General features: G+C 71.8%; 16 protein-coding genes. 2 read left to right on the top strand and 14 right to left on the bottom strand.

From position 1 onward, the window contains the following. Positions 1 to 8: 8 nt before the first annotated feature. From EDF48_RS13040 to EDF48_RS13020, 5 genes are read right to left on the bottom strand one after another with little or no spacing between them, the layout of a single operon-like run. Positions 9 to 1,034, bottom strand: coding sequence for an ABC transporter ATP-binding protein (locus EDF48_RS13040; RefSeq protein ID WP_131880479.1), 1,026 nt, complete (start codon positions 1,032 to 1,034; stop codon positions 9 to 11). Beyond that, the gene (locus EDF48_RS13035) at positions 1,031 to 1,831 is read right to left on the bottom strand and encodes an ABC transporter permease (RefSeq protein WP_123938382.1); all 801 of its coding nucleotides are present in this window, start codon (positions 1,829 to 1,831) and stop codon (positions 1,031 to 1,033) included. Before EDF48_RS13035 ends, EDF48_RS13040 begins: the two co-directional genes overlap by 4 nt. A gap of 3 nt (positions 1,832 to 1,834) precedes the next feature. Further along, on the bottom strand, positions 1,835 to 2,647 hold the full coding sequence (modA, locus tag EDF48_RS13030) for a molybdate ABC transporter substrate-binding protein (protein WP_131880477.1): 813 nt from the start codon (positions 2,645 to 2,647) through the stop codon (positions 1,835 to 1,837). Further along, positions 2,644 to 3,060, bottom strand: a complete 417-nt coding sequence (locus EDF48_RS13025) for a TOBE domain-containing protein (protein WP_111084694.1) — start codon at positions 3,058 to 3,060, stop codon at positions 2,644 to 2,646. Before EDF48_RS13025 ends, modA begins: the two co-directional genes overlap by 4 nt. 53 nt (positions 3,061 to 3,113) lie before the next feature. Then, on the bottom strand, positions 3,114 to 4,184 hold the full coding sequence (locus EDF48_RS13020) for a HesA/MoeB/ThiF family protein (protein ID WP_165932393.1): 1,071 nt from the start codon (positions 4,182 to 4,184) through the stop codon (positions 3,114 to 3,116). A gap of 95 nt (positions 4,185 to 4,279) precedes the next feature. Here EDF48_RS13020 and EDF48_RS13015 point away from each other — a divergent pair, with 95 nt between their 5' ends. Beyond that, complete coding sequence (locus tag EDF48_RS13015) at positions 4,280 to 5,932, top strand: glycosyltransferase family 39 protein (protein WP_131880473.1); 1,653 nt, start codon at positions 4,280 to 4,282, stop codon at positions 5,930 to 5,932. Between the two features lie 66 nt (positions 5,933 to 5,998). On the opposite strand, the gene EDF48_RS13010 is transcribed toward EDF48_RS13015, so the two are convergent. From EDF48_RS13010 to EDF48_RS12990, 5 genes are all read right to left on the bottom strand, one after another. Continuing rightward, positions 5,999 to 6,931, bottom strand: coding sequence for a 4-(cytidine 5'-diphospho)-2-C-methyl-D-erythritol kinase (locus EDF48_RS13010; RefSeq protein ID WP_111084697.1), 933 nt, complete (start codon positions 6,929 to 6,931; stop codon positions 5,999 to 6,001). A 9-nt stretch (positions 6,932 to 6,940) separates the two neighbouring features. After that, positions 6,941 to 8,248 carry a PLP-dependent transferase gene (locus EDF48_RS13005; protein ID WP_131880471.1) on the bottom strand — a complete coding sequence of 436 codons (1,308 nt, stop codon included), beginning with the start codon at positions 8,246 to 8,248 and terminating at the stop codon, positions 6,941 to 6,943. Next, positions 8,248 to 9,300 (bottom strand): LLM class flavin-dependent oxidoreductase, encoded by a 1,053-nt coding sequence (locus tag EDF48_RS13000; RefSeq protein WP_131880469.1) that lies wholly within the window; start codon positions 9,298 to 9,300, stop codon positions 8,248 to 8,250. Before EDF48_RS13000 ends, EDF48_RS13005 begins: the two co-directional genes overlap by 1 nt. Before the next feature lie 109 nt (positions 9,301 to 9,409). After that, complete coding sequence (locus EDF48_RS12995) at positions 9,410 to 10,408, bottom strand: alpha-L-glutamate ligase (RefSeq protein ID WP_123291824.1); 999 nt, start codon at positions 10,406 to 10,408, stop codon at positions 9,410 to 9,412. Positions 10,409 to 10,587: 179 nt separating this feature from the next. After that, positions 10,588 to 11,430, bottom strand: a complete 843-nt coding sequence (locus EDF48_RS12990) for a helix-turn-helix transcriptional regulator (RefSeq protein ID WP_111084701.1) — start codon at positions 11,428 to 11,430, stop codon at positions 10,588 to 10,590. Between the two features lie 102 nt (positions 11,431 to 11,532). Between EDF48_RS12990 and EDF48_RS12985 the strand changes: the two genes are divergently transcribed. Continuing rightward, positions 11,533 to 12,273 carry an SDR family NAD(P)-dependent oxidoreductase gene (locus tag EDF48_RS12985; protein WP_131880467.1) on the top strand — a complete coding sequence of 247 codons (741 nt, stop codon included), beginning with the start codon at positions 11,533 to 11,535 and terminating at the stop codon, positions 12,271 to 12,273. Between the two features lie 117 nt (positions 12,274 to 12,390). Here the strand turns inward: EDF48_RS12985 and EDF48_RS12980 are convergent, their stop codons facing one another. Genes EDF48_RS12980 through EDF48_RS12965 form a run of 4 tightly spaced genes read right to left on the bottom strand, consistent with a single transcriptional unit; the run spans position 12,391 to position 14,254 of the window. After that, positions 12,391 to 12,816, bottom strand: a complete 426-nt coding sequence (locus EDF48_RS12980; protein ID WP_123291822.1) for a hypothetical protein — start codon at positions 12,814 to 12,816, stop codon at positions 12,391 to 12,393. A 52-nt stretch (positions 12,817 to 12,868) separates the two neighbouring features. Further along, complete coding sequence (locus tag EDF48_RS12975; RefSeq protein WP_131880465.1) at positions 12,869 to 13,408, bottom strand: hypothetical protein; 540 nt, start codon at positions 13,406 to 13,408, stop codon at positions 12,869 to 12,871. Positions 13,409 to 13,445: 37 nt separating this feature from the next. Next, a complete protein-coding gene (locus EDF48_RS12970; protein ID WP_165932392.1) occupies positions 13,446 to 13,979 on the bottom strand; it encodes a PIN domain-containing protein in 534 nt (177 codons plus the stop codon). 2 nt (positions 13,980 to 13,981) lie between these two features. Continuing rightward, on the bottom strand, positions 13,982 to 14,254 hold the full coding sequence (locus EDF48_RS12965; RefSeq protein WP_131880461.1) for a hypothetical protein: 273 nt from the start codon (positions 14,252 to 14,254) through the stop codon (positions 13,982 to 13,984). Positions 14,255 to 14,299: the final 45 nt, after the last annotated feature.

Here is a 14,299-nt window from a genome sequence, read left to right as displayed (position 1 = left end):
CCATTGTCTCAACCGCGCGGCGCGTACACCGCCAGTTCGGACGCGGGAACGTCCACGTGGACCGCGTCGCCAGGCCCGATGCCGAGTGCCGTGACGCGCGACAGGGTCAGGTCCGCGACCAGGTCGCCGGCGCGGACCCGCACCAGACCGTCCCGCGGTTCGAGCGACGTGACGGTGCGCGCCGGTCCGGCGCCGTCCCGCGTGAGCACGGCGGCCGTCGGGTGGAAGGCGCCCAGGGCTGGCCGACCGGGAGGCACGGCGTGCGTCCCCGACGCCAACTCGCCCCCGCCGTCGGTCGCGATCCCACCCGCGGTGGCGGTCCCGCGCACCAGCGCGAGTCCGGAGAACGCCGCCGCGAAGGCACTCGTCGGCCGTCCGAGCACGGCCGCTGGGGTGCCGTCCTCGACGACCCGGCCGTGCTCGACGACGACCACCCGGTCGGCCAGGGCGACGACCTCGACCGGGTCGTGCGTGACCAGGACGCTCGGACGTCCGGCGATCGCGGTCCGGAGCGCTGCCCGCACGTCGTCGCGCGCGGCGACGTCGAGCGCCGACGTCGGTTCGTCGAGCAGCAGGACCGCCGGGTCGGTGGCGAGCGCCCGGGCGATGGCGACGCGCTGGGCCTGCCCGCCGGACAGTGCGTCGGGGCTCCGTCCCGCCAGGTCGTCGATGCCGACGGCCGCCAGGGCACGGAGCGCGCGGGCACGGGCCGCGGCTCGTCGGACGCCGGCTGCCCGCGGGCCGAACGCCACGTTGCCGATGACGTCGAGGAACGGGAACAGGTCGGGCCGCTGGGCGACGAGTCCGATGCGGCGGCGGTGGGCGGGGACGGTCCGCCGCTGGTCCGACACCACGGTGCCGCCGAGGGCCACCTGTCCGGCGTCGATCGGCAGCAGGCCGGCGAGGGCCTCGACCACGGTGGACTTGCCCGCGCCGTTCGGCCCGATGACCGCCACGCACTCCCCCGTCGCGACCTCGATGGCGACGTCGACCCCGCGTCGCTCGACGACGATGCGTGCGGTGACCCCGCTCACGCTGCCACGCCCCGGGTCCGGAGCGACGAGGCGCCGATGACCACGACGGCGACCACGACGAGCACGACCGCCAGTGCGACAGCGGTGTCCGGGTCGACCTCGCGCTGCAGGTAGATCTCCAGCGGCAGGGTCCGGGTGACCCCCTGCAGGCTGCCCGCGAACGTCAGGGTCGCACCGAACTCGCCGAGTGCTCGCGCGAAGCAGAGCACCAGTCCGGAGACGATGCCGGGCAGGACCCTCGGGGTCGTGACGGTGAGGAACGTGCGGGTGGGACCGGCGCCGAGGGTGGCGGCGACCCGCTCGTACCGGTCCCCCTCGACGCGGAGCGCACCCTCGATCGAGGACACCAGGAACGGCATGGCGACGAACGTCTGCGCGATGACGACCGCCGTGGTGGTGAACGCGATGTGCAGCCCGTGGTCGTCGAGGAACGACCCGACCACCCCGAGGCGACCGAACGCCGCCAGCAGCGCGAGCCCGCCGACGACGGGCGGCAGCACGAGCGGCAGCAGCACGACGGCGCGGGCGACGCCCACCCACCGTGACCGGGACCGGGCGAACAGCACGGCGAGCGGGTACCCGAGCACGAACGCGACGGCCGTGGCGGTCAGCGCGGTGCCGAGGCTGAGCCCGAGGGCCGTGAGCGACGCCGTCGAGGTGACGAGGGCGACGAACGACGACCAGTCGACCCGACCGAGCATCGCGAGCACGGGGACGACGACGAACAGGCCGCCCAGCACCGCGGGCAGCGGGAGCCACCAGGCGACCGGTGGCCGTCCGTCAGCCCGCGAGGCCACGGGTCACGGCTTCCCGAACCCGGCGGCGGTGAGCACCTTCTGGCCGGTGGCGGACCGGACGTAGTCGGAGAACGCCTGCGCGAGCTCCGGGTCCTCGGACGCCTTGAGCACGCCGATCGGGTACGTGTTGACGGCCTTGCTCGACTCGTCGAACGGGACACCGTCGACCTTGCCGTCGGCACCCTGCACGTCGGTCACGTAGACCAGCCCGGCGTCGGCCTGACCGGACTCGACCTTGCCGAGCACGTCGGTGACGGACTGCTCCTCGCTGACGGGCTGCAGGTCGACGCCCGAGGCGGACTCGACCTTCGCCGTTGCGGCACCGCACGGCACCGGGGCGGCGCACGTGACGAGCTGGACGTCGGAGCCGGTCAGGTCGTCGAGGCTCGTGATGGCCTTCGGGTTGCCCGGCGCGACGGCGATCTCGAGGACGTTCGTCGCGAAGTCCTCCGGTGACCCGCTCGCCAGGTCGGTCGCGGACAGCTTCGCCATGTTCGCCTCGTCGGCGGAGGCGAACACGTCGGCGGGGGCGCCGTTCTGGATCTGGGTGACCAGGTCGCTCGATCCCGCGAACGAGAACTCGATCGAGGCGCCGGGGTTCGCGAGCTCGAAGTCCTTGCCGAGCGTGGTGAAGGTCTTCTGGAGCGACGCCGCCGCGAACACCGTGATCGAGCCCGACACGCCTGCGTCCGCGCTCGACGACGACGGCGACGGCGACGACGACCCCGCCGGAGCGTCGGCGGTGGAACACGACGCCAGGCCGAGGGCCGCGACGACGGCGAGGGGCACGAGCAGCGAGCGGGAACGACGGGTCATCGGGGGTCCTCCTGGTGGGTGGGCGCCTCGACGGTGACCATCGTGGCCTTGACGGACGCCACGGCGACGGACCCGACCTCGAGCCCGAGGTCGCGCACCGCCTCGGCGCTCATGAGCGAGACCACGCGGTGCGGGCCGCACTGCAGTTCGACCTGCGCCATGACGGTGTCGACGACCAGGTCGGTGACGATGCCGACGAAGCGGTTCCGTGCCGAGCTCTTCACGCCGGTGTCCGGGGCGGCCAGCTCGGTGCTCCGCGCCCGGGCGTACTCGGCCACCTGTCGACCGTCGACGACGGCGCGACCGGCGTCGTCGGTGGCCCGGTCGAAGGTGCCCCCGTCGACGAGTCGACGCACGGTGTCGTCACTCACCCCGAGGAAGGCAGCAGCATCGCGGATCCGCAGTTGCGTCATGATACGACGATCCTAGCCGCGGAAGCGGCGCTCTGGACCCGATCAGTGTCGGATCAGGACATCAGCCCGTTCACCACGGGCAGCCCTTCGCGGCGCCAGGCCTCGAACCCGCCGTCGAGGACCGCCACGTGCCTCCAGGCCGGTTGTGCGGCAGCCCACGCGTCCGCACGCGGACCACGGGCGCAGTAGACGACCACGTCCGCCGCCTCGGCGTCGCCAGTGACCGCGTCGCCCGTGACGGCTCCGGCGACCACACCGTCCGCCCGTTCGGCGTCGGTGCGCACGTCGACGACGACGACCGGGTCCGCGGGGTCGGCCAGGCGCGCGGCGAGCGCCGACGGGGCGATGCGGTCGGTCCGAGCGGGAGCGACCACGACGGGTCGGCGTGATGCCGGCCCGCGCCGGACGAGGCTCTCGCTCCACCGCCAGCGGCGCGCGTCGACGGTCAGGACGCGTCCGAGCAGCGGTTCGCCGGTGCCGGTGACCAGGGCCAGTACCTGTCCGGCCATCACCGCTCCGACGGCGCCGCACAGTGCCGGCACGACGCCGTCCAGGGCGCAGGAGCCCTCGTCGGGCAGGGCTTCGGGGTGCAGGTCGTGGAAGTCGACGCCGTCCGGTCCGGCGTCGCGGAACACGCTGACCTGGCCGTCGTGACCGAGCACCGTGCCCCAGACGAACGGCACGCCGGCGTCGGCGCAGGCGTCCGAGACCGCCCGGGTGACCAGGACGGAGTCCGCCGCGTCGACGACCACGTCGTGCCCGGCGACGAGCTCCGGGGTGAAGGAGCCGACCACGGCGACGGCGTCGAGTTCCGGGTCGACGGCGCGGGCGCGGGCGACGGCGACCTCGGCCTTCGACGATCCGACGTCGGCCGCGGTGAAGAGCGTCTGACGTGCGAGGTTCGACGCGTCGACCACGTCGGGGTCGACGACCGTGAGTCGGCCGACCCCGGCGAGGTACGCGACGACGGGCGCGCCGAGCCCGCCGGCGCCGACCACCAGGACGCGTGAAGCGGCCAGCCGGCGGAGCCCGACGCCGCCGACGTCGGACAGGGCAGCGGTCCGCGAGCCGAGCCGAGTCCGCCACGGGGAGAGCGCTGCGACGGGGGCGACGAGGGGGTCCATCCCGTCATTCTGGCCGGTCGCACCGAATCCCTGCATGTGAATGCTCAGCGGGTGGACGCGGCGGATGCTCAGTGCCGCTCGGTACGGTCGCGGGCGTGAGTTCTCCCCGCACCGGCACCGTCACGGTCCGACGCACGACGTCGGACGCGTCGACGCGCGCACGGCTCCGGGCACTCGCCCTGTCGACCGTGCGGACCTTGGTGCGTGCGCCGGAGATCACCGTCGGCGTGGTCGGAGTGGTCGTCGCCGCCGCCTTCACGTGGGTGCCGTCGGTCTGGTACGACGAAGCCGCCACCCTGACGAGTGCGCAGCGCAGCTGGCCGGCGCTTTGGGCGGAGCTGCAGAACGTCGACGCCGTGCACGGTCTGTACTACGCGCTCATGCACGTCTGGCTCGCGCTGGTCGGCTACTCCCCGTTCACGCTCCGCTTCCCGAGTGCCCTGGCGATCGGGATCGCCGCCGCCCTCGTGGTGGCGCTCGGCCGGCGGCTCGGCGGTGTCCGGCTCGGGGTCGTCTCCGGTCTGGTCTTCCTGCTGCTGCCCCGCGTCGCCTGGGCCGGCACCGAGGGCCGCCCGTACGCGACCGTCACCACCTTCGCCGCGCTGCTCACGCTCGTCGGCCTGACCGCGGTCCGTCGCACGCGGGTGCGGCACCACGCGACGCGGTGGTGGGTCGTCTACGGCGTGCTGGCGGCCGTGGCCGTGCTGTTCAACGTCTACCTGTCCCTCGCCGTCGTGGCGCACGGCGTCGTGCTCGCGTGGACCGGCGTCGCCGACCGGGCAGCCCGACGGCAGGCCACGGTGACGGATCGCAGCGGCACGGTGCCCTCGGCGATGGTGGACCGCGCCGTCGTCGTCCGCTGGGCCGTCGCCGCCTCCGCCGCAGCCGTGGTCGTCCTGCCGTTCATCGGACTCGCCGCCGGTCAGGCCAAGCAGGTCGGGTGGATCACCGGCATCGGTTGGGCCACCTTGCGCCAGGTGTTCGCGACCGCGTGGTTCGGGGTCGTCTACCCGTACGCCGCCCTCGGGTGGCTGCTCATGATCGTCGCCGTCGTGCTGGCGGTGCGCGCGGCCCGACGCCCGTCGCCGGCCGCCCGCGACGTGCTCCGCATGCAGGCCGTCCGGGTCGCCGTGCCTCTGACGATCGTGCCCACCGCGCTGCTGGTCGCCGCGACCGCCGCCGGCGAGCACCTGTACTCCCCCAAGTACGCGAGCATCAGTCTGCCGTTCGTGGCGCTCCTGATCGGACTCGCGATCACGGCCCTCCGTCCGCGGCGCTGGATCGCCGGCGCGGTCGTCGCGATGCTCCTGGTGTCCGTGCCGACGTCGACGATCGTGCGGCTGCCGCACGCCAAGCAGTCCTCGCACTGGGCGAACGCGGCGGCGATCATCGAACGCGAGCGGAACGTGACCACCGACGCCGACGAAGGGGTGATCTACGGCAGCGTGTGGGAGCACCCGACCGCGACGGCGCAGGTCATCGCCGACGCCTACCCCGAGGCCTTCAGCGGCATGCGGGACCTGGCGGTGGCGAGCACGGGTGCGCAGCGTGGTGAGCTCTGGAACGTGAACGGCGACATCGCCACGACCGTGCCGGCACGCCTGGCCGACATCGACACCGTCTGGTTCGTCGGCGCCAAGTCGCGGAACATCCGCCCCGAGGTCTCCGAGACGCTCAAGGACCAGGGCTTCCACGTGGTGCGGTACTGGCACACCGACACGGTCATCCTGTGGAAGTACAGCCGCTGAGCTGACGGCCGGTCAGCGTTCGTCGTACGGTCAGCGTCTGTCGTACGGTCAGCGTCTGTCGTACGGTCAGTGCACGAGGCGGGCGCCGTGCACCGGTCCGGTGGCACGGAGCGCGACCAGGCCGGCGGCGCTGAGCTCGACCTGCAGTTCGAGCGCGGCGTCACGGTCACCGACCAGGAACGCCACCGTCGGACCGCTGCCCGACACCAGACCCGCGAGCGCTCCGGCCTTCTCGCCGAGTTCGAGGGTCGACGCGAGTCCAGGCTGCAGCCGCATGGCCGGGGCCTGCAGGTCGTTGTGGACGCAGTCGGCGAGCAGGTCGGGGTCACCGGCGCGCAGCGCCTGCAGCACGTTCGACTCCACCACCGGGTGGGACGGCGCCGGTGCGATGTCGGCGCGGTAGCGCTCCCGGTGCTCGTCGAGCGCACGGTACACCGCCGGGGTCGACAGGCCGTCGTCACTCAGCGCGAGGACCCAGTGGAACTCGCCCTTCGCCAGTGCGGGGCTGAGTTCGTCGCCGCGGCCGGTGCCCACGGCCGTGCCACCGGCGAAGGCGAACGGCACGTCCGCGCCGAGCTGCGCGGCGAGACGGAGCAGTTCCTCACGCCCGAGGGCGGTGCCCCAGAGCGTGTCCACGGCGAGCAGCGTGGCCGCGGCGTCCGCCGAGCCACCACCCATGCCGCCGGCCACCGGCACCTGCTTGTCGATCGTCAACCGGACTCCGCCCCGGTGCCCAGCGGCGTCGGCCACCAGCCGGGCCGCACGGATCGCCAGGTTCGACTCGTCGACCGGCACGTTCGACGTGTCGATCGGGCCGGTGAAGGTCACCGAGAAGTCGTCGGCGTGCTCGGCCGTGACGTCCTCGTACAGCGACACGGCCTGGTACGCGGTCGCCACGTCGTGGTAGCCGTCGTCCTGCAGCGCACCGACGGACAGGAACACGTTGATCTTGCCGGGGGCGCGCGTCCGCACGCGGGTCGGGGCGGCCAACGTGGTCATGCCCCCAACCTATCCCGCTGCGGCTGCCGCGAAGCCCCGCGCCAGGTCGGCGAGGACGTCGTCGATGTGCTCGAGGCCGATCGACAGCCGGATGAGCCCGTCGCCCACACCGGCCGCAGCCCGCTCCGACGACGTCATCTGCACGTGGGTCGTCGACGCCGGGTGCACGACGAGCGACCGGACGTCACCGATGTTCGACACGTGGTCGAACAGCTCGAGGGCGGCCACGAACCGCCGTCCGGCCTCGACCCCGCCGTCCAGGTCGAACGCCAGGACCGCCGACGGCCCCTTCGGCACGTACCGCTGCTGCAGGTGGTGCCACGGCGACGACGGCAGTCCCGCGTAGTGCACGCCGAGCACCTGGTCGTGCGCGTCCAGCCACGACGCGACGGCGGCCGCGTTCGACACGTGCCGCTCCATCCGCAGGGAGAGCGTCTGGATGCCCTGCAGCACCAGGAAGGCGTTGAAGGGGGCGATCGCCGGACCGAGGTCGGCGGAGAGCTTCGACCGGGTGCGCTGGATGAACGCGCGCCGCCCGAACTTCTCGGCGAAGTCCGTGTTCGCGAACCCGGACTGTTCGGCGGTCGCGAGCTGCGGGAACCGCTCCGGAAGAGCCGCCCAGTCGAAGTTGCCGCTGTCCACGATGAGTCCGGCGATGGCGCTGCCGTGGCCGGCCAGGTACTTCGTCGCCGAGTGTACGACGATGTCCGCGCCGTGCTCGATCGGCCGGACCAGGTACGGCGTCGCGATCGTGTTGTCGACGATGAGCGGGACGCCGGCGTCGTGCGCGACCCCGGCCACCCCGGCGAAGTCCAGGACGTCACCGCGCGGGTTCGGGATCGACTCCCCGAAGAACGCCTTCGTCTCCGGACGCACCGCGGCAGCCCACTCGTCCAGGTCCGTGGGGTCCTGCACGAAGGTGAACGCGATGCCGAGGTCGTGCAGCGTCGACGCGAACAGCGTGTACGTCGCGCCGTACAGCGAGGCACTCGACACGACGTGGTCACCGGCCCGCGCGACGCCGAGGACGGCCAACGACGTGGCCGCCTGGCCGGACGCCAGCGCGAGCGCGCCGACGCCGCCCTCGAGGTCCGCGATGCGCCGCTCGAGCGCCGCCGCCGACGGGTTGTTCACGCGCGAGTACGTGTGCCCCGGGGCGTTGAGCATGAAGCGGTCCGCCGCGTCCTCACCGGACGGGTAGACGAAGGCCGCGGTCTGGGCGATCGGCGGGACGTTGCCACCGAACCCCGGGTCGGCCTTGAAGCCCGCGCGGATCTGCCGGGTCTCGAACGCCCACTCCTCCTCGGTCGTGCCCATCAGACGACCGCCTCGGACGCCGCGACCACCGACGGGCGGACGAGCGGGATGACCTGTTCGCCGAAGCGGTCCATCTCCTCGAGCTGCGGCGAGAACTGCAGCAACAGCGTGTCCACCCCGGCGTCCTCGAACTCCTTGATCCGGGCAGCGACCTGCGCCGGCGTTCCGACGAACCCGGGGCGCAGGCCGCGGTTCGACACCGAGTAGTCCTCGAGCGAGGGGACGTGCTCGAGCTGCGACTTCGAGATGAAGTCCTGGTACGACTCGTACGCGTTGCCGTGCTGCACGTCGGTGATCCGTGCGAGCTCGGCCTGCGCCTCTTCCTCGGTCTCGCGGACGATGACGTACGCGGCCATGCCGAACGCCTCGAACGGCGGCAGTCCGGCGTCGATGCGGCGCTGCTTCATCTCGGCGATCTTCGTGCGGAGTTCCTCGACCGTGCCGCCGTGGGTCACGTAGGCGTCGGCGTACCCCGTGATCGCGGCCTTGCCCGCCTCGCTCTCGCCGCCGGCGTAGATGCGCGGGGTCACGCGGGGCTTCGGCTCGAGGTGCGCGTTCTCGATGTCGTAGTACTCGCCCGAGAACGAGTACGGCGTCTCCCGCCACATCCCTTTCATGACCTCGACGAACTCCGCCGTCCGCTTGTAGCGGTCGTCGTGCTCCGAGAAGATGCCGCCGTACTGCTTGGCCTCCTCCGCCCACCACGCGCTCACCACGTTGAAGGTGAAGCGACCGCACGAGATGTCGTCGATCGTCGCCGCCTGTTTCGCCGTCACCGCGGGCAGGTGGTAGCCGGGGCGCATGGCCGCCATGATCTCGAGGCGCTCGGTCGTCGCCGCGATGGCCGCGGCGAGCGACCAGGCTTCGAGCGACGGCGCGGCCGTGCCCTTGATGTCGTTGAGGTTGAGCTCCGGCACGAGCGTCAGGTCGAAGCCGATCCGCTCGGCGCGCTGCGCCAGCCGCTTCACGTAGTCGAAGGTGACCGGCATGTTCTCGTTGTCGACGTTGCGCAGCCAGCCGCCGAAGAGCGGGGTCCAGTATCCGAATCGCACGGGGTGAGTTCCTTGGGGAGGTGGGGAGTGCCCGGGAAGGGGCGCGGAACGGACGGGAGGCCCGTGGCGGGGCCCGCCACGGGCCTCCAGTCCGGTGGTTCTTGCGTGCTCAGGCCGTGAGTTGCGCCGCGTACTGCGTCTCCAGCAGGCCACCGAGGTAGCGCGCGATGGAGCGCGGGCCGGAGGCCGGCGCGGACTCCTCGACGGCTGGGTTATAGTTCGTGTTCGTGTTGATGTCGTAGACGACCGTGCGGCCGTCCGTGGTCTCCATGAACTCGACGCCCGCGATCGTGACGCGCTGGTCGGCGAGGAACGTGCGGAGCTGCTGGACGAGCGGGTGCTCGGCCGTGACCTCGGTCCGGACGCTGAACGCCGGCGGTGCTCCGGCGGTCTCGGTTCCGGGCACGTCGCAGACCGCTCCGGCGATGACCTGGGGGACCTCGCACGCGTCGGCCGGGCACAGCTCGAAGCTGCCGGCGCTCGTGTCGACGCGGACGGCGTACACGAACTCGCCGCCGACGAACTCGACGCGGGTGATGAAGGGCTCACGGGCCGTCAGGAACTCCTGCAGCAGCGTGATGCCGTCGACCGGCGCCTCGAACTCCGGCGAGTCGACGTAGGCGTCGAACTCGGCGAGCGAGTCGAACCGGCGGACGCCCAGGCCCTTGCCGCCCTGGTTGTGCTTCGTGATGAACGGGACGTCCTGGCCGTTCGTGAAGTCCCGTGCCGCCTGCTTGAGCGTCGTCGTGCCGAACACGGCGGTGGTGCGGGGCACGTCGAACCCGGCGTGCTGCAGCAGCCCGTGCTGGGCCACCTTGGAGACCTCGAGCTCGAGCACGTGGCTGCCGCCGACAACCTGGCGACCCGCTCGTTCGAGCCAGCCGAGGACCGCGCGGGTGTACTCCTTGCTGTGCTCGTGGCCGCGGGTGTGGCTCGACGCCGACATGCGGGACCAGTACACACCGGGCTCCGGCTCGGCACCGAGGTCGATCTGTCCCTCGGTCAGCAGGATCTCCTGCACCGGGACGCCCTCGGCCTCGAAGGCTGCGGCGAGCGGCGGGAACCACTCGGGGTTCTCGTGGATGACGTACACGCGGGGAGTGCTCACCCGCCCACCCTAGGCACGGTATACCGCACGCGGCCAAGTGTGTGACGCGCGGTTGCTCCGTGTGGTGCGTCCGGGTGCGTCTTCGCGTGGTGCGAGGTTGGTCACTCGGTGCCGGCCTGTAGGGCGGCACCGAGTGGTCAACCTCGCACGAGCCGGACGGACGCGCACCGTGCGGGGCGTCAGCCCGCGAAGGCCTGCTGACCGACGACGCCGAGGAGCTCGAGCTTCTGCGCGTCCTCGGACCCTGGGGGCGCGGTGAACAGCAACAGCGCCTGGGCTTGGTCGTCGGTGTGCAGGACCTGGCAGTCGACGGTGATCCGGCCGAGCTGCGGCTGCACGATCGTCTTGTTGTCGGACCAGCGACTCGTCACCTCGTGCAGTGCCCAGAGCTCGCGGAACTCGGGGCTGCGGGTCTCGAGCTCGGCGATCAGCTCGGTGGCCCGACGGTCCCCCGGTCCGGCCAGCCCCACTGCCGCCCGCAGCGACGCCACCACGACCCGGGCCAGTCGCTCGTGTTGCTCCGGCGCGTACTTCGCGAGCTCGTCGCCGGTCACGAACCACCGCCACGCCTGGTAGCGCTCGTTGCCGGGCAGGCTGACGGACGACCCGAGCAGCGCCGCCGCGAGCCGGTTCTCGACCAGCGTCTCGCCCAGGTGGCTGACCACGATCGCGGGGGTGTCCTCGAGCCGGTCGAGCACCCGCAGGATCGCGGGGTCGACGTGGTCGGCGCGGTGCAACCGGGTCGGGGCGTTCTGTCCGGCGAGGTGGAACAGGTGGTCGCGTTCGTCGAGGCTGCAGCGGAGCGCCCGGGCGATCGCGGCGATCATCTGCTCCGACGGCTGCGGTCCGCGCTGCTGTTCGAGGCGTGTGTAGTAGTCGACCGACATGCCCGCGAGCGCAGCGACTTCTTCGCGCCGGAGACCAGGCGTCCGGCGTCGTGGTCCCTGACCGAGGCCGACGTCCTCGGGGCGCAGCAGTTCGCGGCGACGGCGGAGGAAGTCGGCGAGTGCAGCGCGGTCCATGGTCCCGATTGTCGTCCGGTTCGCGCCGCCGTGCCAGGGATCGCCGATCCCCCGATGACCGAGGTCTGGATGGGTTGCCGACGGAGGCGCATGGTGGTGGACATGGACATCACGAACTCCACCGTCTTCATCCCCGGCGCGACCTCGGGCATCGGCCTCGCCCTGGCCCAGCGCCTGCAGGCCGCGGGCAGCACCGTCGTCATCGGCGGGCGTCGCCAGTCGCTCCTCGACTCGCTCGCCGCCGAGCACGGCTTCGGCACCGTGCAGATCGACGTGAGCGACGCCGCATCCATCGAGAAGGCCGCCGCCTCCGTCCTCGAGGCGTACCCGTCGCTCGACGCCCTCGTCACCATGTCGGGGATCATGCGCAACGAGGACCTGCGCTCCCCCGACCACATCCACGACGCGCTCGAGATCATCCAGACCAACCTGGTCGGCACGATCCGCCTCATCGACGCGTTCCTGCCGCACCTGCTGGCGCAGCCCACCTCGACCATCGTCACGGTCTCGTCCGGCCTCGCGTTCGTCCCGCTCACCGCGACGCCGACGTACAACGCCACCAAGGCCGGCATCCACTCGTACACGCAGTCGCTCCGTCAGCAGCTGCTCGGCACCCCGGTGTCGGTGCTCGAACTCGCTCCCCCGGCAGTGTCGACCGACCTGATGGGCGGAGCGGACTTCGGTGGCATGCCGCTGAACGCCTTCGCCGACGAGGTCATCGGGCTGCTGTCCGCCGGCGATTCGCCCGAGATCCTGGTGCAGAACGTGCTGCCGCTCCGGTTCGCCGAGCGCGACGGCACGCACCAGCAGATCTTCGAGGCGATGGCGTCGCGCGCGCACTGACCCGGGCGACGCCTCGAACGGTGCGAGGTTCCGCGTTCCGTGCGAGGCACTTCGGCTCGCACCGACCACGGAACCTCGCACCACGCGTGGTGTGCCTCGCACGGTGCGAGGAGCGCGTCAGTCGTCAGCGCCGTCGGCCTGCTCACCACGGCGACGGGCGAGCCGATCGAGGGCACGGCTCGCGAGCGGAAGCGCCGAGGCGATCACCGCGCTGTACAACGCCGAGTCGAGGGGCTTGTGGTGCAGCCGTGTCACCGCCCAGGCGGCGGTGAACGCCGTCACGGCCAGTGCCCCCTCGGCCACCCGGCCCAGCCGGTCGAGGCGCATCGGCGGCCGGAAGTCGTCATCGACGTCGCTCGGATCGTCTCGGAACGCCGAGACCGCGACACCGAACACCGGAAATGCGACCCCGAGGACCGCACCCGCCCACGCCGCGTCGTTCGCCGGGTCCCGCACGACAGCGGGTACGGCGAAGAACTCGATGACGAGCCCGCCGAGCACGGCGACGATCGCGAGCCACTGGGAAAGAGTGATGCGACGCACCCGCCGATCGTAGGGGTCCGCGGGTCCTGCGCGCGCTCCCCCGTTCGCGGGCTCAGAGTCCGGCGAGCAGTTGCTGCAGTTCGGCCTTGGCGTCGGGCATCCGCTCGGGGCCGGTGAGCCGTTCCCGCTGCACCGAGATGCGGACCGTGTCGGGCTTGGGACCGTCCTCGGTGTTCAGCAGCACGGATTCGCGGTCGGGGAAGGTCCACCGCGCCGACGGGCGCTTGCCGCCGCGGCGCTCGGACGTCGGCGTGGACCCGAGTGCGGCCGCGAACACCGGCACGATCCGATCGAGCACCGCCTCGCGCTCACCGTGGACCTGCCGCGAGGCCGACACCGCGAAGGTGCCGTCCGAGCGCTGACCGGGGATGCGGAGCCCACGAGCCTGCTCGTACCCGATGGTGATGCCCTGCGCCCACCACGGCTCGACGCCCTGATCCACGATCCACGAAGCGATCGCAGCGTGCCCGATGGTGGCTCCGCCCGCCGTGTCGATCAGCGCGTGCCACTCGTCCGGTGACTTGCCCGTCGCCGCGAGGACACGGTCCGGCGCCATCCCCTGCGCGTGCGAGCGAACCGTTCCGTCGGTCATGCCGTCATCGTAGGCCGGAGGACAGCGCCCTCGCGGATCAGCGCTGGGAACCGGTCCGCAGGCGACGCGCGAGCTGAGCACCCTCGGCGTCGATGATCAGCGGGAGGCGCTCCTTGTCGACGACCCCGAACGCAGGATCGACCGTCACGAAGCCGTCGACTTCCCAATGCCGAGCTGTTGCGACGTGCAATGCACCCGAGACGGTCAGGCCGAATTCTTCCATGAGATCTGGGACCTCATCGCTGACGGCATCGATCCCGACCCAGTGCAGTTGCGTCGACCGCAACAGTTCTCGCCATGCGGCGACATGGCGACGAGCGGCTTCCGTGGCCATGCCGTGAGCAGCTCGCAGAACCTCGAACTCCGTGTAGGCGCTGTACATCATCTCTGTACCTGCGAGGTCGAGGTGGTCGAGGAACGCGACCGCCTCCACCTTGTGACGATCGGTCCGGCGCAGCGCGCTCCGGATGAAGCTCGACTCGACGAGGACGGCGTCCGGGCGGGCGGCGCAGTCGTTGAACTCGAGGACCCGGTGCTGGTCGAAATGCTCGGGCGTGAGTCGCTCGAACACGGTCAGGGATGCGTGTGGAACGAGACGGTCGGCTCGACCCAGAAGTCCGGATCGATCGACTCAATCGCGCGCCGTCGGCGCTCGCGACGTTCTTCGAACGTGCCTTCAGGTCGCGGCGTCCGAGCGAACAGCGCTTGCCGTTCGGCTTCGGTGAAGATCTTCGGCCCCCGCTGCCGACCGGGATCCGCGCTGAGCAATGCGCGACGACGTCCCGCTGTGAGCTGTTCCTCGGTCAGGCCGCGGCGGTTCGGTCGGCGTGGTTCGGTCGGCTGCATGGTGTCTCCTTGGTCGATGTGATCAACCGTAGGAGCACCGAACGG

Origin of the sequence: Curtobacterium sp. PhB191 (assembly GCF_004346515.1) — a bacterium.
Taxonomy (GTDB): Bacteria; Actinomycetota; Actinomycetes; order Actinomycetales; family Microbacteriaceae; genus Curtobacterium.
This window is presented reverse-complemented; position numbering and strand designations above follow the sequence as displayed.

Bases quoted from the DNA above. Each gene is read 5' to 3' on its own strand.
- EDF48_RS13025 (WP_111084694.1), bottom strand. From the start codon at position 3,060: ATGACGCAACTGCGGATCCGCGATGCTGCTGCCTTCCTCGGGGTGAGT.
- EDF48_RS12975 (WP_131880465.1), bottom strand. From the start codon at position 13,408: ATGACCGACGGAACGGTTCGCTCGCACGCGCAGGGGATGGCGCCGGAC.
- modA (WP_131880477.1), bottom strand. From the start codon at position 2,647: ATGACCCGTCGTTCCCGCTCGCTGCTCGTGCCCCTCGCCGTCGTCGCG.
- EDF48_RS12965 (WP_131880461.1), bottom strand. From the start codon at position 14,254: ATGCAGCCGACCGAACCACGCCGACCGAACCGCCGCGGCCTGACCGAG.
- EDF48_RS13010 (WP_111084697.1), bottom strand. From the start codon at position 6,931: ATGACCACGTTGGCCGCCCCGACCCGCGTGCGGACGCGCGCCCCCGGC.
- EDF48_RS12990 (WP_111084701.1), bottom strand. From the start codon at position 11,430: ATGGACCGCGCTGCACTCGCCGACTTCCTCCGCCGTCGCCGCGAACTG.
- EDF48_RS13005 (WP_131880471.1), bottom strand. From the start codon at position 8,248: ATGGGCACGACCGAGGAGGAGTGGGCGTTCGAGACCCGGCAGATCCGC.
- EDF48_RS13020 (WP_165932393.1), bottom strand. From the start codon at position 4,184: ATGGACCCCCTCGTCGCCCCCGTCGCAGCGCTCTCCCCGTGGCGGACT.
- EDF48_RS12985 (WP_131880467.1), top strand. From the start codon at position 11,533: ATGGACATCACGAACTCCACCGTCTTCATCCCCGGCGCGACCTCGGGC.